Genomic DNA, 20202 nt, shown 5'->3' with positions numbered 1-20202 from the left:
TCCTCTAATTTGTTAATTTTACATTTAAATACGTATTTTTCCGTTGTTCTTGTGTCATGTTCTTTGCTAATCCATTAATTTGTTCATCTACAATATCAATTCTATATCGCCATTGACTACCTATAGAAGAATTAATTTTCTTATCTCCCATTCTAACCCCGCACCATTAACCACATTATAAGGTACTCCACCTGCCAACGACAGTTGGTTTTTAGGATTATATGGCAATAGGTTAGGGATAGTGGCCAGTTCTTTTGCTTTCGTAACGCCTTTTACTGCAACCGCTTTTATAGTGGCTGCCCCAGTTTTCGCTACAGCACCTGCGCCTTTTGTCCCTACTAATGATGTGACGACTTTTCCGAGGGCATAGGATACCCAATGTGCCCGCGAATACATGAGGAGTAAATTGTTAGCTTGTGTTTTAATGTTTCACTTTCGATTTTAGGACGTTCTAATATGTAAGGAATCGGTTATATAGGTCAAAAAGAAAACCTTGGCTGAGTGACGAACACTCAATCAAGGTTTTTCAGCTAATTGGTTTGGTCTTTTTTTATATTAATTATTTTCATTCTTGATTTGTTCAAACCATATCCTAGCGATAGAACTTGCAGTTTTATTAGAATCATTTGTATGTACAAGATCATATTTATAATCTGCCGCCAGTTTATTTGCTTGTACATCATAAACAATCTTAATTTCTGTTGGCATTTCACGATCATATTTTCTGCATAATTTAATCAATTCTTTAATATTTTGATTTATTATTTTTACAACTGCTTTTTGTCGATCTACTGATATATCATAAGAAAAGTTTGCATTACCCTCTTCATTGACTAATGCATCGTTGAGTTTATGTCTCTCTACAATCTTACCATTGATATTATAAAAAAAGTCATTAGAGACAAGGCCTTCTTCATGTGAACAATATATATATATTTTATTAGCTCTTTCAAAAACATACTCTAAACATATCGAAACCATATCTGCTTGCAATTCACTAAAGTAATCCTCAAATACTTTACCCACTTAATCCACTCCTAATTCAATATATTTACTTCATCACACTTTCCGCTATATCATATTGTACGGTTGGTTATCTCAGTGCTATATCTATATCTATAAAATTTAACCCTCTGGTTCTTTGTATCTTTCTGGAATTTTATTTCTCCATATTAGCATAAGTTCTTTAAATTGTTTAGTTTCCATTTCGTTCTCATTTGGCTTGTCGAAGATATAAAAATGGTGAAGAACCGTTGTATCTTTTTTTATCAAGACACTGGTAGCATTCCCTTCTATTTCAAATTATTGTATTCACCTTCCATTACTTTCTCAACAATATCAATATACTCATCCACTTCTGTTTCAAATACAATATCTTCAATGAAGTCTGAGAAAAGGTTAATTTCTTGTGGTAGGATTATTCTTAGATATCCTAATGGGTTTCTTTTAAATTCAAATGAATATTTCAAACGCTTTGATCCCTTTTTAGATCATTTATATATAATGGATATGCCGTTGCTATTGATCCATTTTTACTCAAGTACATTTCTACTTTAATACAAAGCATAAAATCATTATTCCATGGTGGTACATGATACAACCTTCATTGGCTTTGAATTTTAGTCAAGCATCATTCAAATCGTCCAAAGTATAAATATCTCATAAGAAACAAAAACACCTGTTGCCTAAAAGATAATCAAGTGCTTTATTGTTAAAGTAATTCATTACAAAAGCTTATCTTTAAACCAACGAGATTGTTTATTTTCGTAATTTTATACCTTGTCCCTTGTAATGATACTTCGTAAGCTTAAAATGACATTTCACCTAGCTATCTTTCGTATTTATAACTTATACAAAAAATCTAGGATTGCTTAAAATGGATAAATGTAGCGTTCTATGAGTATCATTATTCAGAGTCATATAGGTTATTTAAGAACTCAGCAAAACTATCTGCAAGGATAAACGTATTGCCCATTTCTTCCTCTGGTTCTATATCATGAATCCAAAAATATACCTTTCCCTGATACTCTCCACTAACCCCTAATAAAATCTCATTTCCACCTGGGTCATTAGCAATTGAAACAAAATCTTCTGGTATTTCTCCTTCTAAAATCTCAAAAACTTTAGCTAAATTACTCTTCATATCCCCAATTCCATAAAACTTATTAACTAAACTTTCTCCTTCATCATCAGATATTCTGAAGTTAGATTCTTGAGGATATCCTCCATTGTATTCTAGTAGGAAATCAACATATTGTTTAGGTAGCGTAACATCGTACTCCTGTTCAAATTCTGTTATATCTTGTAAAGAAATTTTTGGATTTTTGCTACTCATTTTGTCATATTCGCACTCCTCTAATATTACTTATTTTTCCATTAACTTTTTTATTGACCACAATATGTCTAAAATTTTCTATGAATATCTTCATCTACTAGCCTCATCGTTTTTCCATCTTGATGATGATGCTATGTATACCCTTCTGGCAGTTTCCTGATATCAATTATTGGAGGATCAGATTGGACCATTATTAGAAGCATCAACTAGAAATCATAACATCAGTAATGAAAAAAGACCCCCATTACATCCTTACAAAAAGTTGCCCCCTCCCCCCCGTTACAACTAGTGCCTTTTTAAATGATAAAGAGATATCGGCCTTTTTGTTGTGAATGGTTTTGGTTTAATAGCAAAAAAAACACTTGTTGCCTATATTAGACAATCAAGTGCTTTTCGTTTATGTTTTTTAGCTTAACAATAAGTAGCATGTTAATAAAATGTATAACTACAATAGAAATATTTTATTCTTAACTAGAGCCCTGTTAAAACAATAAGCTGTTCATCTCTTTAGTTAATCGCATTTGCCTTACTTTCGGTAAACATGTCATGTCACCTATTCCTAGTATTATGCGACCTTTCATTATAATACTTTCGACGTATAGAATTACAGAAGGCTTGCTTCAAGTGCATCACTCAACATAGAATCGAAACTATCAAAGAACTGAATTAAAGTTCCTGAGGGTTTATCAAGTTCTACATATACTCCCTCGTTTAAATCATAACAATACCATGCAGTATCAGAATCCCCCAAAAATATGTATTGCTTTTGCCAATCATTTTCATACCAAAGCTCGTTTGTTTCAATAAACCCCTGAACCTCTTCATCTACTTCGTTATCAAGTAGCGTTTCATCAACACCATAGATTACTAATCCATTAAAGTCTAATCCATTTACATTCTTTAGAAAGTCAATATACGACTCAGGAATAATAATGTTTCCTAGTCTCTTCTGAATGGTTTGTTTCATTTTAATAATTTCTAAATTTGATACAGGATTCCTAAGTGAACTATCATATTTAATTTCAATTTTTTCTACTTCTATCAATAATTCTTTCCACTGGGGCATCTACTCTTCCTTTCTTTAAAGCCGTTTTGAAGGGTAAACATCATCCTCAAATATTAAAAAAGTATTCATTGTCTTCATCAACTTTTTTTATAAAATTCTCTAATGAATCAACTATTTTATTGTCAAAGAAGTGTACAGAGGTCTTTTGAGTATCATTTAAATCAAGTGTTAAATATACACCCTCGTTTACTTCATAAAAAACAAGTTTGTCTGCTTCTTCATATATCCCCTCTAAGTCAGGGTCATACTCAAAGATCCCTTCCCTTAGTGTAATATCTGCAATAGTATCAGGATCCATTAATCTACTAATTGAATTCTCATTATTGCCTTTTAAAAAACCATAACCAACTTCTAAGTAAAACTCCCTTAGTTCAGGAGGGAATTTAAATCCGAGTCTTTTCTCCGCTTTAATAAGGTCTTTTTCTTTTAATGGAAAAAACTTATGATTACTATTTTTAATATAATCAAATTTAGCCACCATCAATTACCTCCTTGGAAACAATTTATTTGATGGAGATCCTTTACCATGAATGCCTGTCTGATGTTCATCAGGAAATTTGGCAGGACGTATATTAATTGTTCCATTTGCAATTTATGAATTTTTAATCCTGTTGTTGTCTCTACAATTCTAATATAATCTAAATTCACCCGTTTTTAGGCAGCATTAAAAATTTGTAAGTTTCATAGTAACAGTATGACCCTTTTATTCTTCTTCATCCATCTTATGCTTTAAATAATCAGCAATTTCTGTTTGCCCAAATTCTCTAGCATATTCATAAGCATTCATATTCTTAATATTTTCTCCAGTGTATCTAATTGATATATCTATTCCCTTTTCAACTAGAAACTCAACTACTTCTTTATGTCCACCATAAATCGCTCCAAATAATGGGTTTCTTTTCGCTAAGCTCTCATCTAATTCTGCGCCAGCCTCTATTAAATACTTAACTATCTCCAAATGCCCCTCTCCTGCAGCCACTCTTAAAGGAGAAGCATCAAATATATCACCTTTTGTATTGACATCAATTCCTTTAAGAATCAGATATTCTACTATTTCAAAATGTCCTTTTTTTGCTGCAACATGTAACCATGTACCAAATGGTGTCATTGTATGTAAAGAATCTGGATTATCGCCTATTAAACGCTTTACTTCATTAATATCACCAAGCTTAATAGCATTTCTTATAGTTTTATTTAGACTTTTTTCATCCATAACATTACCTCCTGTCTTTCAATTCTCTTCTACTAGCTAATTCACCTAATTCTTCGAGAGCTTCAATAACCCCTGCCATGTAAAACGTCATCTCGCCGGGTTATCATACTTTTTATACGAACCAAGCATAAAATCATTTCTCTATGGTCTAACCTTCATGAGCTATGGGTTCAGTAAAGTATAATTCAATTCGTCCAATAATAAATATCTCATAAAAAAACAACACTTGTTGCCTAAAAGGCAATCAAGTGTTTGAAAGTTAGCTATATAAAGTAATTCATTACTAATCCTGACTTTTAACCAACGAGCATGTTTAATTGCGTTAGTTTTTGACTTGTTCCCCTTTAAAATATCATCTCGTCAAATTATCATGCTTAATTTTATAAACAAAATATTTTAATACAAATCCTTGATGGCACAACCATCATGATAAATTGATTTCGTTTAATCCCATTTATAATTTGCTTCTAGTTATCTATTTTAAAAATCTTCCTCCCATGCGTCTTTTGCATCCAATAACCTTTGTGATAAAAACTCATAAAAGTTCTTTGCTGTATTGTAGTCATCAAGTCCCCCTTGTCTATTCCACGCTATTACTGGGCACTCATTATTCTCCATTTTGCTTGTATTTAAACAATAAATATATTCTCCAGCATTTTCAATAACCACTAAATCTTTATCCAATCCTAACTCTCTATAACTCTTCGTGATAACAACAACAGGAGCTCTATTTGACTTAGCCACTCCTAAAATATCCACACCAAATGATCCACCAGAACCATAGGTCGTTAAAAACCACTTATAACTTTCTGGTAATTCCACCACTAACTCATTTTGGACGACATTGACTTGACTTTCAGCTACTCCACCTGTAAAGTCATCTGATTCGTTATGTTCATTAATGAAATTTGTTAATTCCTCTTTTTGCATTCAGTACTCCCCCTGCCAACAATAGTTGGTTTTTATGATTGTAAGGCAATAGATTAAGAATTGAGGCTAACTCTTTTGCCTTTGTAACGCCTTTTACAGCTACCGCTTTAGTAGTGGCTACCAGAAATTTGTATCCCTAATGGTGTCTTTTCCATACACCCTATACAAGTATAAAAACAAATTCCATAATGTTACTAACGTAATGGTCTCTGAATTCAAATATAAACGTTTTATAATATTTCATGCTAAAAAGCAAAAAGCACCGGTAGCCTAAAAGGGAACCAAGTGCTTTCATCATGTGCTTTCATCATGTTCTTTATAAAATAATTCACAATAATGTTAAGTTAACCTTTTTTAATTTCGTTAGTTTTTTGTTTATTCCCTCTAACTATATACTTCTAAGTTATAAATGTTCACTTGCCTAGTCATCAATTCATATTTAAAATACTAAGTTTAGTTATACAAATCCATGATGATACAATCATCATAGGCTTTCGTTTTCTAATCCCAGTTATCAATCGCCTCTTTAAAGCTATCTTGTAAATATTCATTAAACGTTGTATATCTATCTAATTCTTTTTTGCTTCTATCATCCCATCGCACAACATTATATTCATCTAAAGTGCTTAAGCAGTAAACAAACTCATCAACATTCTCTATAACAACATATTTTTTTGTTAAACCTAACTTTCTATAACGCTTTGTACTTTCAACTACAGATGCGTAGTCTGCTCCTTCAACACCAAGTACGTCAACACCACATATCCCTCCGGAACCAAACTTTTTAACAAACTCTTTATATTCTGGCGGGAAATTCACTTCCAGTAATTTCTCTGCCCTCGCTATGTAATCATCAGAAACTTCTCCAATAAAGTCTCCTTTTTCCATATATTCATTTATCAATTCTAATAGTTCAATATTCATGATTAATCACCTCACTCTAGATTATTAGACCGCCATTTCCAGTACTTCTTTCTGAAGTTGTTGAATTGTTTTAATAAGCTGTTGCGTTCCATCCTATCAGCCTTAAAAAGATATAAATGAATAAAAAAATGGATAGTCCCTTTGATTTCAGGCTCTATCCACTTCTTCTTATATAAAATATTTCTTACTTTAAAAGAAAATAAGATAAATAACTATTACCTTCAGCTTTTACCAATCTTCTTCATTTTCATCCCAGTTTTCTTTTGCCTCTTCAAGACTTTCGATTAAATAGTCTAGGAGTTATCAGGTACCTTTCGACCATAGCCTTCTGGAGTTAGTATAGTTTCATGGACACATTTTAGTTAAGTCCTTACAATGATTTTTGAGAGGATGTGTCCGTCTTGGAACGTAAAAATACAGGTAAAAAATATAATAATGAATTCAAGAAGACTATTGTAGATCTTTATCACTCGGGTAATTCGGTCAAAGAATTAAGCGGCGAATATGGCGTATCAGAAGTTACCATTTATAAATGGGTTAAAGAATTTACTCCAATCGGTTTAGGGGAAGAGTCCATGACTCCAAAGGAATTAGCCGCCATTCAGAAGGAAAACCTTCGGTTAAAGCAAGAAGTTGAAATCTTAAAAAAGGCTATGGCCATATTCGCGAAAAAGTAACCGAAACAGATCTTACCGAATTTATTGAGGAACACAAGAAACAATATCCCGTACAGAAGATGTGTGAAATACTAGAAATCCCAAGAAGCAGCCATTATCAGTCCCTTCAAATAGTCGTATCAAATCGTGAACAGGAAAACAAAGAACTCACGAAGGAAATTCATCTCATTTACCTGGAAAGCAAGGGACGATATGGGGCTCCAAAGATTCATGAAAGCTTATTAACCAAAGGGTTTTCCCTAAGTCTAAAGCGTGTTCAACGCTTAATGAGCAAGGCGAGAATTCGTTCTATTACTAAGAAAAAATACCGTCCCTATCCATCTAAAGAAAAGGTTATTCAATTGGATAATTTGCTAAAACGAGACTTCACTACTCAGACCATTAATGAGAAATGGGTAGCAGATATTACGTATATCCACACGTTAAAAGACGGATGGTGTTATTTAGCTTCGGTATTGGACCTTCATTCTAAGAAAATAGTAGGATATTCATTTTCTCGTTCAATGACGACAGAACTGGTCATAAAAGCTTTCAATAACGCACACCTATCACAAAAGCCCTCGGAGGGCTTAGTTCTTCATACCGATCTTGGCTCACAATATACAAGCAGTGAGTTTATTCAACATATCCAAACCCATCATATTAAGCAATCCTTTAGTCAGAAAGGTTGCCCGTACGATAATGCCTGTATTGAATCCTTTCATGCCCTATTAAAGAAGGAAGAAGTCAACCACGTACAATATCTAGACTATCAAACAGCTAAATTAGCGATGTTCCAATTTATTGAAGGTTGGTATAACCGAAAAAGAATTCACAGCAGTTTGGGTTATCAAACCCCACAAGCCATTGAAGACCGAATTAGAAATACAGCTTAAGATTTAACTTTTTAGTGTCCAAAATATTGACTCAAATCCATTCTTGTTAAGTATCAATAGCTTATTTAAACTAAATTACTAATTAGTTTTACTTATATGGTACAGTACCAATAAATTTAATTTCTATATTTTCCGTTCCATCTCCACTTTTCGCTTCATCGTATTGAAAATCATAGAGTACAATAACAGAATTAATCCAATATGCTAAATTATCACCATTTACTAACTCTTTTATATTCGGAATAATTACTTCGCTATATGAAAAATCATTTAAAATGTCGTCTATATTATTTTTTGGTTCTTCATAGAAACAAATTTCAATGTTATCTTCATCATAATAACCAAATTCAAAGTTTGTACCAAACTTTGAGTCTATTGACTCCCCATCTTCCGTATACTCTATATCAATATACTCTTCAAGATTTTCAAACGATTTAGAAACGCCAAACCACACTGAAACCACGCCACTATATTCCATAATTTCACTCCTATTTTTTTAGATTACCTGGTAAACCCTCTACTCCACCCTTGTATCTATAATGAGACCACATCTGTAACCGTCTTACAAATGTATCATAGACAAGGGATGTGTCTATTATTTCTAATATTTCATTATGCGCTCTTTTAGAACCAGGAGCACGATGATGTCTACCTGGTGGATTAATAAACTCTACCCTACACTGATATGACGACAGTACTGAGGGCATATGATACCCAGTGAGCTCGCGAATAGGTGTCGCCATTTACCATATCTCTTTCATATGAGTCGGAGATGGACTTATATATATATTTATAGGTTTTTATCGGGTTCATGATCGAATTTGCTACACCTTCAATCGTTTCCTAAGGATCCGTGACAAAATCATAAATACCTGTCACACAGTCTTTATCTATATAAGCTGTTTTTTTTCATTCTTTCCGGTAGGATATAGAATCACATAATCTTTTGGACAGAAGAAAGTTGAGCTAACATCTCCTGTAAGCCCACCCTGTCAATCTCTAATGATTCTTCCTTTAGTTTTGCGCCACTGGTTCCTTGATCTCTAAAAATATGTATCAAGTTTTAAAGCCTTGTTCTTCACAATAATATTGATTTCCTCTTCTTGATATTTCAAACTGTATCCATCTCTTGTTTGCCCTTGAGTCGAGACTTGCATATACCCAACAACGTTCAACTTTAAACTAAAATAAAAAGCATTAGATGCAAGAATCAAATCCCGCATCTAATGCTTCTCATTTTTATTCAGCTAGAATTTTTAGAAACTCTTCAAAATTATTACTCGCAAAATAAGTCACGGGTTCTAAATCTGCAGATTCTTCATGATTCCAAACACAAACAGAAGGTTCTTCGTTATTCCCTCGGTAATCTAAACATACAAAATCACCTGCAAATAAAACTGCTATTGGCAATAATTCTACCCCTACTAAATCTTCATCAGAAACAATTCTCTCTTCTAACTGGGTTCTAACAACACCAATATCATAAAATTCATCATCACTTTGGCCAGTCACTTTTAGTATACACAAAAACCTATCAATAACATAACTATGATTATTACAGACGAAACTATCTTTTATCGGAACAGCTCCATTATTCTTTTTAATAAATTCTTTATATGCACTAGGTAATTTAATTCTCCATTTCCTTTCTTTCTCAGATAACAAAGTATCGTCTGGTACTGGATAAATTACAGAACCATCTTTAATTTCCATAATACTTATACCTCCTCAATTTTATGTTATCTTGGAGCATCTGCCCACATACCTTTTGTTCTTCCACCATTATGAGGTGTGATATTATGAATGCCAAATGGAACTAATTCCATCTTACCAGGCACTTCGGTATGATGCCAAGTCATTCCTTTTTGAGTTCCACCAATTTGTTCATCTAACCATATAAATTGGTGTTTATCTGACAACTTCCAAAACTCTTCAGGCAGATGAACTGTTTCCTTAACTAGATCCGCACTAGCAAAATCAGCAAATCCATATCTCATACCTTCTACTTTATTTACAGCTATTTTTGGAATATGACCTTTTGATATTGCCATTTCTTTTATCTTTCTTCTTTGAGATGAAGATAAACTATCTCCACCTGGAATATTATCATCCCAAGACCATGGTCTATTAGATTCCACATGTTCTTTATATACTTTTGCAAAGTCATCTATAACGTCATCAAAGTTCTTACTTCCATTAATAAACTCGTCTATATTTTTTAAATTAGCTTCACTTACTCCCTTACTTCCATTACCTGTACCCTTATTAACTTCCGACTCCACTTTCGCCATAGAAATTAACTGATCCTTCAATCCAACACCATTAACCACATTATAAGGTACTCCCCCTGCCAACGACAGTTGGTTTTTAGGATTGTATGGCAATAGGTTAGGAATGGAGACCAGTTCTTTTGCCTTCGTTGCACCTTTAACTGCAGCCGCTTTTGTAGTTGTTACACCAGTCTTCGTTATGGCTCCTGCGCCTTTTGTTCCTACTACTGATGTGACGACAGTTCCGAGGGCATAAGTTACCCAATGAGACCGCGAATAGGCATCGCCATTTACCATATCCCGTTCATATGAGTCCGAGATGGACTTGGAAATATATTTATAGGTTTTTATCGGGTGCATGATTGAATTTGCCACGCCTTCAACCGTTTCCCCAGGATCTGTGATAAAGTCCCAAACTCCCGTCACGAATTCTTTACCTACATCATAAAGGCCTACGCCGATTCCTTTTGCAATGTCTGCCGTTTGCTTAGCCGCTTCTAGCTGCATAACATATTGCTGCTGGGTGGGCCCTAAGTTTTCATATCCGATTTGCTTGGCGATTGTGAGGAACTCATCTGGATCTGTGACATGATCGAGTTGTGCCTTTAGTTCTTTGATCCGGCGATTCTCTGCTTCCTCTTTCTTAACCTTCAGATATTGCGCAGTCTCTTTTTTCCTAACTTCTAGGTTTTTATAGGCTTCACTATTTTTATAGGCTGTTGCATTAAAATAGAGAGGGGATACTACTCCTCCTCTTGTACTGGATACTTTCAATTGCTCCATGAGTGCCGTCACTGCCGCTTGGTCTTCTTCGGATTTAGCATATTCAGCCGTCCACTTATGGTCGATTTCGTTTACTTTGTCTATCGTTTGGGTCCGTTTCTTGTCAGCCTTCTCGATATTCTCAAAGAACACATCATCGGAGAAAGGCTCTAACTGAATGATATCATCAATTCCAGCCAATATTTTTTTCAGATCATTTTTTTGGGCTGTGACCATTTCCTTGGAATTTCGACTGGCGCTTTCCAGCTCTTCCTCTAAAAAAGGGATTGTAACCACGGTTTCACTCAGGTTAGCTTCGATTGTATCTCCTTGAATTCCACTTAAAAAGGCAACATGCCGATTGATCAGGCGCAGCCAAGAATCCACAACATCGATCTGTGCTTTGTAAAACCCTTTAATGGCCTCTGCCCCTTGACCCTGCAGCTCATCATCCAAATGAACGATACTCTCAAATCCATTTTTTAATTCCGTTAGCTGTTCTTTTAGGTCCTTATATTGTCCGACACGCGTTTGCATGGCCGAAACTAGTGTTTGAGATTCGTAAATCATCGACATTATTGAAAGTCCTTTCAACTACTTTTCTTATAAAAACTTAGAGATTCTTATGTAATATTTTTATTCACTGTAAAATTATGGACTAAATATATTTTAGAAGAGTTTCTATATTTATTCAAGAATTGAAGGGGATTTCACTAAAACGTTTTTTTAATAATCACGATATTTTACAACATAACAGGTTACGGTAAAATTAGTGGATAAATCAGCTACAAGCTTTTTAGCAAGAAATAATCAACGATAACTAAGCAAGGGTTTTCCTCGTAAAAATGTTTTATGGTATGATAGTTAAATTGTTTATCTACCCTGTGACACATTTACATTCATCTAAGAAAAGAGGTATTTATGCACGCCACAGAATTAACCAAGCGACATTGGTTACTCATCTTAACACTTACTTTATTAACATTTGTTCTCGGGACAAGCGAATTTGTTATCATCGGGATCTTAACCGATATTTCCTCGAGTCTCCATATCACAAATGCAAAAGCAGGCACACTCGTATCTGCGTTTGCGATTACGTTTGCCATTGCCACACCACTCGTGATGTCGGCAACAAGCCATTTTCCAAAGCGTAAATGGATGTTGTTTTTGATAGGTTCGTTCATCATCCTGAATGCTTTGTGCGTGATTTCGACGAGCTACATCATGCTCCTTGCACTTCGGATGATGACTGCGATTGTAACGGGAGTTTTAATTTCTCTTGCCATGATTGTTGCAAGTGAAACCATGCCGATCGCTAAACGTGGACTTGCTATATCATTCGTTTTCGGTGGTTTTACTCTTGCAAACGTGATTGGAGTACCAATAGGAACTGTCATCGCTGAAATGTACAACTGGAATGCAACCTTCCTGTTAACGACTTTTCTCGGTGGAATTGCGTTTTTGGCATCTTTCTTCATTTTGCCTACTATGCACAGTCCAATTCGGAGTTCGATGCGTGATCAATTTTCTTTGTTAACACACCCACGAATCTTAATGGCTTTTTTCATTCCATCTCTTGGATTTGGAGCGACGTATGCCGTTTACACGTATCTTGTCCCGATCTTGAAAGGAATGGAAGCACCAAGTAATTCAATCAGTTTGATCTTGTTTGGCTACGGATTCATTTCCATTTTCAGCAACATACTCGCTGGTAAAATTGCCAGCTACAATGCTATCGGACGACTCCGGTTTGTTTTCCTCGTGCAAGCAATCGTTCTGATCAGTTTATTTTGGACCACAAATAATTTTATCTTTGGATTGATTAACATTGGCTTGATGTCATTGATGGCCATCCTTTTAACAACATCTACCCAGCTTTATTTGATAGACCTTGCCGGAATTTATCAACCAAAAGCAACAGGGCTAGCTGCTTCACTGATGCCAGTAGCAAGCAATGTCGGTATCGCCTTTGGTTCCGCTTTAGGCGGAATGGTTTACCATCAGGGAAATTTGATGAGTGTGACGTGGGTCGGTGGGCTGGTTGCTATTCTTGCAAGTCTTCTAACTTTCCTAAGTCATCGCTTAGACCAAAAACAAAAGAAAGCAGCATAAGAGAAACTACGAACGCCTTGGTATGCTTCCTAGGTTACCACTTCAAGACATTGACAAACGCCGTACGAAACTCTCTCGCAATCATTTACAAGTCAATCTAAAGTGGTTGTTACTAGTTAAACTGATACGTAAAAAAGGGCTATTCCTGTTGAAGGAATAGCCCTTTCTTTGTAACAAAATTAATATGCCGGGATGGCAGTTTCACTATATTTCTCTTCTAAAAATTTGCGCACCTCTGGGCTCGTCATAGCCTTGGCCAACTTTTGGACTGGCTCAGAATCCACGTTATCCTTGCGTGCCACTAATGTAATCGCAAAGTCATTTTCAACACCTTCTGTGAGAAGAGCGTCATTTTTTGGTGTCAAACCAAGCGGTGCAGCGTAAGCAGGTGTTATCACTATCGCATCTGCTTCATCATACGTTCTCGCTAGCATTAATAAATCCACTTCTTTAAACTGATAGTTTTTAGGGTTCTCGGTAATATCAGACATTGTATAGTATGGACCCTTTTTTTCCTTTAAAGTAATAACTTTATGCTGTGCCAGCAATGCCAATGAACGATCAATATTCGACACATCATTTGCAATGGCAATAACGGCACCCTCTGGCAATTGATCGATTGAATCGTATTCTTTGGAATACACACCATAATTGGCAAAATAAATGGGTTTCACTGGTACAAGCTCGGCATTTTTGTTTCGATTGAATTCCTCCATATAAGGAACGTGCTGGAAGAAGTTCACATCCACTTCTTTTGCCGCTAGTGCGGTGTTCGGCTGCACATTATCACCTAATACAACCATTTCCAGGTTAATGCCCTCCTCTGCCAGCTGTGGTTTGACAAGCTCAAGAATTTCCGTCATTGGAGGAATGAGTGAGGCCACTTTCAATGTTACCTCTTCCTTCTCCTGATTCTGGGCATTTTCTTTCTCTTTTACTTCATTCTCCTTTCCACATCCTACTAAAAGCAGCATGATTGCTGTCATGAGAAAGAGTATTTTTTTCATGATGTTTCCCTCCATTATTTATCTTTTATCAATCATTCTTGCTACTGCCGTTCCAATAAATTGGATAAGCTGTACTAGAATAATCATAATGATGATCATATAAATCATTAGCTCTGTTTTAAACTGCTGATAGCCATACCTGATGGCAAAATCGCCGATACCGCCGCCTCCGACCACTCCCATGATCGTTGAATAGGAAATAAAGCTGATAATCGATGTTGTAAGTCCGAGGACAAGCCCTGAACGAGCCTCCACGTAAAGAAATTTAAATATGACATCCCTAACAGAAGCCCCCATGGAAATGGCTGCCTCGATCACACCCTTTGGCACATCCAATAAAGATTGCTCGACCAACCGCGAATAATGGGCAATGGCAATGATCGCTAATGGAACGCAAGCAGATGCTGTACCAATGGCTGTGCCGATTATGAGCCTTGTAAACGGGATTAAAAATACAACCAATAATAAAAATGGGAAAGAACGGATAATATTGACAAATAAATTCAAAATCGAGAAAGCCCACGGATTTTCAAGCAAATGCCCCTTCCTACAAAGAAATAGCAAGGTCCCGACAGGCAATCCAATCAAAATCGCAGCTAAAATGGACACACCAACCATGGTAATGGTTTCTCCAATTGACTGCCAAATTTCTGCTTCATATTGAACTAAAACCTCAGGCATGACCTAGCCCACCATTCCCTGCTAATTGTTCGATAAAGTATTCTGGACGACTATCCCTTTTTTGAATCCCGGTTGGTTCGATTAAGACCGTGTCATAAATCTCTCCCTCTGCCATGATCGATACACGATTGCATATACTTTTAATGACATCCAGCTCATGACTAACAATGACAATCGTCACACCGAAGCGTTTGTTTATGTTCTCTAGCACGTCTAAAATTTCAGCCGTTGTATTTGGATCAAGGGAAGAGGTCGGTTCATCGCATAATAACACTTGCGGATTATTCACCAATGCCCTTGCAATGGCAACACGCTGCTTTTGTCCCCCGCTTAATTGTGCAGGATATCTCTCCATCTCACCCTCCAATCCGACAAATTGAAGACACTCTACAACACGGCTCCGACGTTCTTTCTTTGGATAATTTGCCAGCTCTAAAGAGGCTGCCACATTGTCATAAACCGTTTTATTTGCCACAAGATTAAAATGCTGAAAGATCATGCCAATCGACTTCCGTGCCCCTCGAAGTGCTTTATTGTTCAATGTTGTCAATCTTTGGCCGTTTACCTCCACTTCACCCGCGTCTGGGGTCTCCAACAAATTCATTAGCCGCAGCAACGTTGATTTCCCTGCTCCGCTTGCTCCGATTATTCCATGAATTTCACCTTTAGGTATTGTTAAAGTAACAGACTTAATTGCCTGAAACTGTGAAAATTTTTTACTCACTTGATCCAGGTTAATCATAAAATCCCACTTTCTATTTGTTGAAAGATAAGCATATCGCTCCACATTATCGTTTCATCAAAGAAACACGACTGAGAACATTTTATCAACTAATGAGGACCTAATGCAAAGACACAAATTAACAGTTAAAGACTTCCAACCCCATTAAGCTCCCACTTTCTATTGGCTTTTTATATACCATTCTTAGATATGAGTGATTATTTCATTATCATCATCCTTTATGACTGCACTCTATTAATCGGATTATTCCTTTCAAAATAATAGAGTTATTTGCGTCAGATCCAGAAGGAACTCATGATGACCTATTCTTTTCTAACTGCTTCATTCAGTCACTTATTTGGCATCGAAAATAAAAACAAAACGATGGATCGTTAATAACCTTAATCGATAACTTGTTCTATATCACCCTTTTTTCTGAATTACCTCACAAACCAATATTTTACGATTACTTTAATGATTTGATTTAATGTCACACATTCAACAAGGTAAAAAGAAAGGATAGATGAACAGTGAGGAATACCTGTTAACATCTATCCTTTTGTACGGCATATAACCTCATTTACAACAAAAACCAACTATTTCGTTAACTGGATATACTTTCATTCCAGAACACCGTGACGTTATTTCGACGACACCACCAAAAACCGGACAATTTGATCCGAGAAGTTAAACCAGTAATGGGCTTTTCTAGCATCGAACATGAATGACTGCTGTTCATGGAGTTCTATTCTCTCTCCCTCTATCTCCACTGTTAACTTCCCTTCGATAATGAATAAGAATTCATGACCTGTATGAGAAAAAGCGCTTCCTTTATTTTCTCCTGGCTTTAAAGTGACAAGAATAGGCGAAAAAACAGCATCACGAATGCCGCTGGATAAATTCTGATAATGAAATTGCTCATGATTCGATTCTGAATTACCTTGGGAGCGGTCCTCAGAAAAAAAGAAACTTGGGTTGACATCCAATGTATCAGCGATTTTTTTTAATGACTCTAATGTGACGCTTGATTTTCCCCGTTCCACTTGTGATAAAAAGCTGATTGAAACGCCTGTTTGTTCAGCCAGACTCTTTAATGTTAGTTTTCGCTCTTTCCTCAATAATTTCATTTTATTCCCGATTGAATCAAAAGGCATACAGATGCCCCCTTTTTTACATAGTATCTAGCTACATTATACAGTACAAATTTTGATATGTTCCGTCATTAATAACTTATTAAAATTATTGACAGAAAATTTCAAATTATTTAAAATGAAAGAAATAAATTGAAGTGATACTTCAATTTTGAAGGGGTGATTCAAGATGGAGAAGAAACAAATGCGGCGAATTTTAGTCGCGAGTTTAGTCGGAAGTTCAATTGAGTGGTTTGACTATTTTTTATATGGGACCGTTTCAGCTCTCGTGTTTAACCAGCTATTCTTCGTGAATGAGGATCCGACAATAGGGCTGTTGCTTTCCTATGCATCCTTTGCGTTAGCATTCTTCATCCGCCCTTTTGGCGGGGTGATTTTTAGCCATATTGGCGATCGTATCGGGAGAAAGAAAACACTTGTTTTAACACTTAGTTTAATGGGTGTCGCAACATTTGGGATGGGGCTTCTTCCTACGTATCAAGCCGTTGGTATTTGGGCGCCGATTTTATTAATCACGTTGCGCTTAGTTCAAGGTCTGGGAATTGGCGGTGAATGGGGAGGCGCGCTTTTATTGGCCGTTGAATATGCCCCCGCTGAGAAACGGGGCTTGTTCGGAGCTATTCCTCAGATGGGTGTTACAATTGGAATGCTGCTTGGAACCGTTGCCTTATCTATTATGACACTGCTACCTGAAAACGCATTCATGACTTGGGGATGGCGTATACCATTCATTTTTAGTGCTCTGCTAGTATTTTTTGGCCTATGGATTCGTAAAGGAATTGATGAAACACCGTCTTTCAAAAAAGTAAAGGAATCCGGAGAAGTTCCAAAGCTGCCGATTGTAGAAACTCTTAAGAATTATTGGCGTGAAGTGCTTATCGCCGTGGGAGCCAAAGTGGTAGAAACAGCTCCATTTTATATTTTTAGCACGTTTGTCGTATCATATGCCACTTCAAATCTCGGTTTCTCCCGGACAGCTACATTAACTGCAGTCATGATTGCGACAATTATAACGACGATTTTAATACCTATCATGGGGAATTTATCTGATACAATTGGCCGCAAAAAGCTGTTTATAGGCGGAACGATTGGGATGGCACTGTTTGCGTTCCCATACTTCTGGTTGCTGCAGCAAAAATCGGTACTGCTATTAATCGTTGCAACAGTGATCGGTTTAGGGGTTATTTGGGCTCCCATCACAGCCGTTCTTGGAACGATGTTCTCGGAAATTTTCGATGCGAAGATCCGTTATACCGGCATCACGCTTGGATATCAAATTGGAGCAGCTCTGGCAGGAGGAACAGCGCCGCTAGTTGCAACGGCTTTACTTAATAGATTTAATAACTCCTATGTTCCAGTCGCCATTTATATTATTTTTGCATCTGTCCTTTCACTAGCAGCGATTTGGGCAGTTAAGGATCGCAGCAAGCAAAAATTAGACGAAACGCATAATACTAGTGCCATGTAATCTATGTTTTTTACTTCAAGGAGGACAATTGTATGTTGGTTATAAGTGAGAAGGAAATTCAAGAATCATATGGAATGAAAGACGCAATAGCGGATATAAAGGCCGTATTACGTTCACATGGTGCTCAAAAAATAGACAACCCTCATCGCACAGTTCTTGATTTTCCTCAACACGAGGCATCGGCCCTTTACATGCCAAGCGCTGATTTATCTGAAGAGGTTTCGGCGGTCAAAGTCGTTACCATTTTTCCAAAGAATCCTTCAAGGGGGATGGCAACCACACAAGGAGTCATCTTGCTGTCAGATGCAGAAAATGGCGAACACTTAGCATTGTTGAATGCCTCCTATTTAACACGTCTCAGAACGGGGGCATTGAGCGGCATTGCCACAGACCTTCTTGCTCGTAAAGACGCTAGGGTTCTCACGATTATCGGAACAGGGGCTATGGGATTTGAACAAGCAATTGGTGTGTTAGCCGTAAGGGACATTGAGCGTATTTTATTAGTAAATCGTACACCAGAGAAAGCGCAGAATTTCGGTGAAAAGCTGCGGGCATTCGGAGTAACCGTTCCTTTTGAAGTTTGCGAGGATGTTTCAGCAGCTGTTCGTCAAGCAGATATTATTTGCTGTGCAACCCGCTCGAACGAGCCAGTATTTAATGGACAGGATTTAAAGCCGGGCACACACATTAACGGGGTCGGGTCTTACTTGCCATATATGAAAGAAGTGGATAATACCACGGTTTCACGCGCTGCTAAAATTATCGTCGACGATTTGGCGGGCGTGAAGGCTGAAGCAGGAGAACTCATTTCTGCAGCCAATCAGGGAAATTGGTCGTTTAATGATATACACGGGGAGCTTTATGAACTTGTCATGCGGACCAAAACAGGCAGGGAAAATGAAGAGGAAATTACCTTCTTTAAATCAGTCGGTGCCGCTTACTTTGACCTCGCTGTGGCAAAAGGTGTTTACAGCCAATCGAAAGAACGGAACATCGGGATGGAGATTGAGGTATAACAGAAGAAGCTCGTATATGTTGCGGTCTATTATTTGAGTTAAATCAGAAGGAACTCATGATTACCCATTCTTTTCCAACCACTTCATTAAGTCGCTTCGTCGGTTATTTGGCATTGAAAATAGAAACGATGGATCGTTAATCATTAAAATAGCCGCAAAGAATGGTGATGTTCACCAAGTCTCGGCGGCTGGTTTTTACAAAGGTCTTTATTTATCGGCGAATGGTACGGCACTGCTCATGGTGGTCAGCATTACAGACGCATGATTTTCATCCATTGCTACATACAGCACCACTGCTAAATTTTTCAATCACTTTTACTTCATTAATTGCTGTAGAATACTTACCAAATGTTTTAGCTTTAACCGTACCCCTGCCAACAACAGTTGGTTTTAGGATTGTAAGGCAATAGATGTGTTTAACTATTTAATATACAGAAATCTTTAATTACTTAACTTACGCCAGAATCATTTCCAAGTATTTTCTCTAATAATCCCATCTGACTAACTATTTCAATATCATTTTTAAAATTTTGTAAACTAGCTTTATATTCATCGTATTCTAAATCTTTGGAGTAGCCAATACATAAGTTTAATATACTGTTTAGTTTTTCAGCAGAACCACTAATAAAATAGGTCGTGAGTATTTTATTATTTGTGCTTGCAAGTACTACAATTGTTCCCATGTCCAGTGCATATTCTATGTCTGTATCTGAAATCTTTCTATTCTTTTTCTTAGGGTATTTAAATTCATAGCTATTAATAGAATGAATTTTTCCTGTGAGTAATTCTAGTATCGTTTTATTATAGATTAAATATACTCCTTTAATTAGCTTCATTTCTGGAGCATAAGGATCAGCCAGTATATATTTTATACGTTCATCTTCTTTAGGAATCTCTATTCCCTCTAAATCATGCTCTAATATATAAGCTACTTCCTCAATTCTTTTAGGAGGGAATAACTTTGCGAAGTCGTATTTTTTTTCCATAGAATACT

Annotated in this window: 21 protein-coding genes and 2 pseudogenes; 4 read left to right on the top strand and 19 right to left on the bottom strand. The window is 36.5% G+C overall.

The window, feature by feature from the left end; translation table 11 throughout:
• Positions 1-4: 4 nt before the first annotated feature.
• The 10 genes and pseudogenes from J7E52_RS08320 to J7E52_RS08275 all read right to left on the bottom strand — a co-directional run.
• Positions 5-151, bottom strand: a pseudogene (locus J7E52_RS08320) (polymorphic toxin type 15 domain-containing protein); the annotation flags it as partial.
• Complete coding sequence (locus J7E52_RS08315; RefSeq protein ID WP_214744892.1) at positions 121-396, bottom strand: hypothetical protein; 276 nt, start codon at positions 394-396, stop codon at positions 121-123. The gene J7E52_RS08315 and the pseudogene J7E52_RS08320, both read right to left, overlap by 31 nt.
• 159 nt (positions 397-555) lie before the next feature.
• Positions 556-981, bottom strand: coding sequence for a DUF600 domain-containing protein (locus tag J7E52_RS08310; RefSeq protein WP_214745082.1), 426 nt, complete (start codon positions 979-981; stop codon positions 556-558).
• 144 nt (positions 982-1125) lie between these two features.
• Positions 1126-1469 (bottom strand): annotated as a pseudogene (locus tag J7E52_RS08305) (tRNA-Val4).
• A gap of 437 nt (positions 1470-1906) precedes the next feature.
• Complete coding sequence (locus J7E52_RS08300; RefSeq protein WP_214744890.1) at positions 1907-2335, bottom strand: SMI1/KNR4 family protein; 429 nt, start codon at positions 2333-2335, stop codon at positions 1907-1909.
• 604 nt (positions 2336-2939) lie between these two features.
• Complete coding sequence (locus tag J7E52_RS08295) at positions 2940-3401, bottom strand: YrhA family protein (RefSeq protein ID WP_214744887.1); 462 nt, start codon at positions 3399-3401, stop codon at positions 2940-2942.
• Positions 3402-3447: 46 nt separating this feature from the next.
• Entirely contained in the window at positions 3448-3879 is a 432-nt protein-coding gene (locus J7E52_RS08290) for an SMI1/KNR4 family protein (RefSeq protein ID WP_214745080.1), read from the bottom strand.
• A gap of 225 nt (positions 3880-4104) precedes the next feature.
• Entirely contained in the window at positions 4105-4614 is a 510-nt protein-coding gene (locus J7E52_RS08285; RefSeq protein ID WP_214744885.1) for an ankyrin repeat domain-containing protein, read from the bottom strand.
• Positions 4615-5094: 480 nt separating this feature from the next.
• A complete protein-coding gene (locus J7E52_RS08280; protein ID WP_214744883.1) occupies positions 5095-5544 on the bottom strand; it encodes an SMI1/KNR4 family protein in 450 nt (149 codons plus the stop codon).
• Between the two features lie 501 nt (positions 5545-6045).
• Positions 6046-6468: an SMI1/KNR4 family protein gene (locus J7E52_RS08275; RefSeq protein ID WP_214744881.1), complete on the bottom strand. Its 423-nt coding sequence runs from the start codon at positions 6466-6468 to the stop codon at positions 6046-6048.
• Positions 6469-6869: 401 nt separating this feature from the next.
• On the opposite strand from J7E52_RS08275, the gene J7E52_RS08270 reads away from it, so the two are divergent.
• Positions 6870-8020 (top strand): IS3 family transposase gene (locus J7E52_RS08270; RefSeq protein ID WP_396020258.1). Its coding sequence is split into 2 segments (ribosomal slippage): positions 6870-7119 and positions 7119-8020, totalling 1152 coding nucleotides; the frame shifts between segments, so codons are not numbered across the junction.
• 88 nt (positions 8021-8108) lie between these two features.
• Here J7E52_RS08270 and J7E52_RS08265 read toward each other — a convergent pair.
• The 4 genes from J7E52_RS08265 to J7E52_RS08250 form a co-directional block, all read right to left on the bottom strand.
• Positions 8109-8498 (bottom strand): immunity 22 family protein, encoded by a 390-nt coding sequence (locus J7E52_RS08265; protein WP_214744877.1) that lies wholly within the window; start codon positions 8496-8498, stop codon positions 8109-8111.
• A 565-nt stretch (positions 8499-9063) separates the two neighbouring features.
• Entirely contained in the window at positions 9064-9243 is a 180-nt protein-coding gene (locus J7E52_RS08260) for a hypothetical protein (RefSeq protein WP_214744875.1), read from the bottom strand.
• A gap of 16 nt (positions 9244-9259) precedes the next feature.
• Entirely contained in the window at positions 9260-9733 is a 474-nt protein-coding gene (locus J7E52_RS08255; RefSeq protein WP_214744873.1) for an SMI1/KNR4 family protein, read from the bottom strand.
• Positions 9734-9759: 26 nt separating this feature from the next.
• Positions 9760-11628, bottom strand: a complete 1869-nt coding sequence (locus J7E52_RS08250; RefSeq protein WP_214744871.1) for a T7SS effector LXG polymorphic toxin — start codon at positions 11626-11628, stop codon at positions 9760-9762.
• 345 nt (positions 11629-11973) lie between these two features.
• Between J7E52_RS08250 and J7E52_RS08245 the strand changes: the two genes are divergently transcribed.
• Positions 11974-13164 carry an MFS transporter gene (locus J7E52_RS08245; RefSeq protein WP_214744869.1) on the top strand — a complete coding sequence of 397 codons (1191 nt, stop codon included), beginning with the start codon at positions 11974-11976 and terminating at the stop codon, positions 13162-13164.
• A gap of 179 nt (positions 13165-13343) precedes the next feature.
• On the opposite strand, the gene J7E52_RS08240 is transcribed toward J7E52_RS08245, so the two are convergent.
• The 4 genes from J7E52_RS08240 to J7E52_RS08225 all read right to left on the bottom strand — a co-directional run bounded on the left by J7E52_RS08240 (position 13344) and on the right by J7E52_RS08225 (position 16727).
• On the bottom strand, positions 13344-14171 hold the full coding sequence (locus J7E52_RS08240; RefSeq protein ID WP_214744867.1) for a MetQ/NlpA family ABC transporter substrate-binding protein: 828 nt from the start codon (positions 14169-14171) through the stop codon (positions 13344-13346).
• An 18-nt stretch (positions 14172-14189) separates the two neighbouring features.
• Positions 14190-14852: a methionine ABC transporter permease gene (locus tag J7E52_RS08235; RefSeq protein WP_214744865.1), complete on the bottom strand. Its 663-nt coding sequence runs from the start codon at positions 14850-14852 to the stop codon at positions 14190-14192.
• Positions 14845-15594, bottom strand: coding sequence for a methionine ABC transporter ATP-binding protein (locus tag J7E52_RS08230; RefSeq protein ID WP_214744863.1), 750 nt, complete (start codon positions 15592-15594; stop codon positions 14845-14847). Before J7E52_RS08230 ends, J7E52_RS08235 begins: the two co-directional genes overlap by 8 nt.
• Positions 15595-16214: 620 nt before the next feature.
• The gene (locus tag J7E52_RS08225; protein ID WP_214744861.1) at positions 16215-16727 is read right to left on the bottom strand and encodes a helix-turn-helix domain-containing protein; all 513 of its coding nucleotides are present in this window, start codon (positions 16725-16727) and stop codon (positions 16215-16217) included.
• Positions 16728-16893: 166 nt separating this feature from the next.
• On the opposite strand from J7E52_RS08225, the gene J7E52_RS08220 reads away from it, so the two are divergent.
• Both J7E52_RS08220 and J7E52_RS08215 read left to right on the top strand, forming a co-directional pair.
• Positions 16894-18192, top strand: coding sequence for an MFS transporter (locus tag J7E52_RS08220; RefSeq protein WP_214744859.1), 1299 nt, complete (start codon positions 16894-16896; stop codon positions 18190-18192).
• 32 nt (positions 18193-18224) lie between these two features.
• Complete coding sequence (locus J7E52_RS08215) at positions 18225-19208, top strand: ornithine cyclodeaminase family protein (RefSeq protein ID WP_214744856.1); 984 nt, start codon at positions 18225-18227, stop codon at positions 19206-19208.
• A gap of 449 nt (positions 19209-19657) precedes the next feature.
• Here J7E52_RS08215 and J7E52_RS08210 read toward each other — a convergent pair whose 3' ends face one another.
• The gene (locus J7E52_RS08210) at positions 19658-20194 is read right to left on the bottom strand and encodes a hypothetical protein (RefSeq protein WP_214744854.1); all 537 of its coding nucleotides are present in this window, start codon (positions 20192-20194) and stop codon (positions 19658-19660) included.
• Between the last annotated feature and the right edge of the window lie 8 nt (positions 20195-20202).

Source organism: Bacillus sp. ISL-34 (assembly GCF_018613325.1).
GTDB lineage: Bacteria > Bacillota > Bacilli > Bacillales > DSM-1321 > Peribacillus.
Note: the sequence above shows the minus strand (reverse complement) of the source record. Positions and strands in the feature narration are given on the sequence as shown.

What these genes read in the sequence shown, in the direction of transcription:
- J7E52_RS08310 (WP_214745082.1), bottom strand. Translation starts at nt 981, where the DNA reads ATGGTTTCGATATGTTTAGAGTATGTTTTTGAAAGAGCTAATAAAATA.
- J7E52_RS08260 (WP_214744875.1), bottom strand. Translation starts at nt 9,243, where the DNA reads ATGCGGGATTTGATTCTTGCATCTAATGCTTTTTATTTTAGTTTAAAG.
- J7E52_RS08230 (WP_214744863.1), bottom strand. Translation starts at nt 15,594, where the DNA reads ATGATTAACCTGGATCAAGTGAGTAAAAAATTTTCACAGTTTCAGGCA.
- J7E52_RS08285 (WP_214744885.1), bottom strand. Translation starts at nt 4,614, where the DNA reads ATGGATGAAAAAAGTCTAAATAAAACTATAAGAAATGCTATTAAGCTT.
- J7E52_RS08235 (WP_214744865.1), bottom strand. Translation starts at nt 14,852, where the DNA reads ATGCCTGAGGTTTTAGTTCAATATGAAGCAGAAATTTGGCAGTCAATT.
- J7E52_RS08220 (WP_214744859.1), top strand. Translation starts at nt 16,894, where the DNA reads ATGGAGAAGAAACAAATGCGGCGAATTTTAGTCGCGAGTTTAGTCGGA.
- J7E52_RS08240 (WP_214744867.1), bottom strand. Translation starts at nt 14,171, where the DNA reads ATGAAAAAAATACTCTTTCTCATGACAGCAATCATGCTGCTTTTAGTA.
- J7E52_RS08265 (WP_214744877.1), bottom strand. Translation starts at nt 8,498, where the DNA reads ATGGAATATAGTGGCGTGGTTTCAGTGTGGTTTGGCGTTTCTAAATCG.
- J7E52_RS08315 (WP_214744892.1), bottom strand. Translation starts at nt 396, where the DNA reads ATGTATTCGCGGGCACATTGGGTATCCTATGCCCTCGGAAAAGTCGTC.
- J7E52_RS08255 (WP_214744873.1), bottom strand. Translation starts at nt 9,733, where the DNA reads ATGGAAATTAAAGATGGTTCTGTAATTTATCCAGTACCAGACGATACT.
- J7E52_RS08210 (WP_214744854.1), bottom strand. Translation starts at nt 20,194, where the DNA reads ATGGAAAAAAAATACGACTTCGCAAAGTTATTCCCTCCTAAAAGAATT.
- J7E52_RS08275 (WP_214744881.1), bottom strand. Translation starts at nt 6,468, where the DNA reads ATGAATATTGAACTATTAGAATTGATAAATGAATATATGGAAAAAGGA.
- J7E52_RS08245 (WP_214744869.1), top strand. Translation starts at nt 11,974, where the DNA reads ATGCACGCCACAGAATTAACCAAGCGACATTGGTTACTCATCTTAACA.
- J7E52_RS08300 (WP_214744890.1), bottom strand. Translation starts at nt 2,335, where the DNA reads ATGAGTAGCAAAAATCCAAAAATTTCTTTACAAGATATAACAGAATTT.
- J7E52_RS08215 (WP_214744856.1), top strand. Translation starts at nt 18,225, where the DNA reads ATGTTGGTTATAAGTGAGAAGGAAATTCAAGAATCATATGGAATGAAA.
- J7E52_RS08250 (WP_214744871.1), bottom strand. Translation starts at nt 11,628, where the DNA reads ATGTCGATGATTTACGAATCTCAAACACTAGTTTCGGCCATGCAAACG.
- J7E52_RS08280 (WP_214744883.1), bottom strand. Translation starts at nt 5,544, where the DNA reads ATGCAAAAAGAGGAATTAACAAATTTCATTAATGAACATAACGAATCA.
- J7E52_RS08225 (WP_214744861.1), bottom strand. Translation starts at nt 16,727, where the DNA reads ATGCCTTTTGATTCAATCGGGAATAAAATGAAATTATTGAGGAAAGAG.
- J7E52_RS08295 (WP_214744887.1), bottom strand. Translation starts at nt 3,401, where the DNA reads ATGCCCCAGTGGAAAGAATTATTGATAGAAGTAGAAAAAATTGAAATT.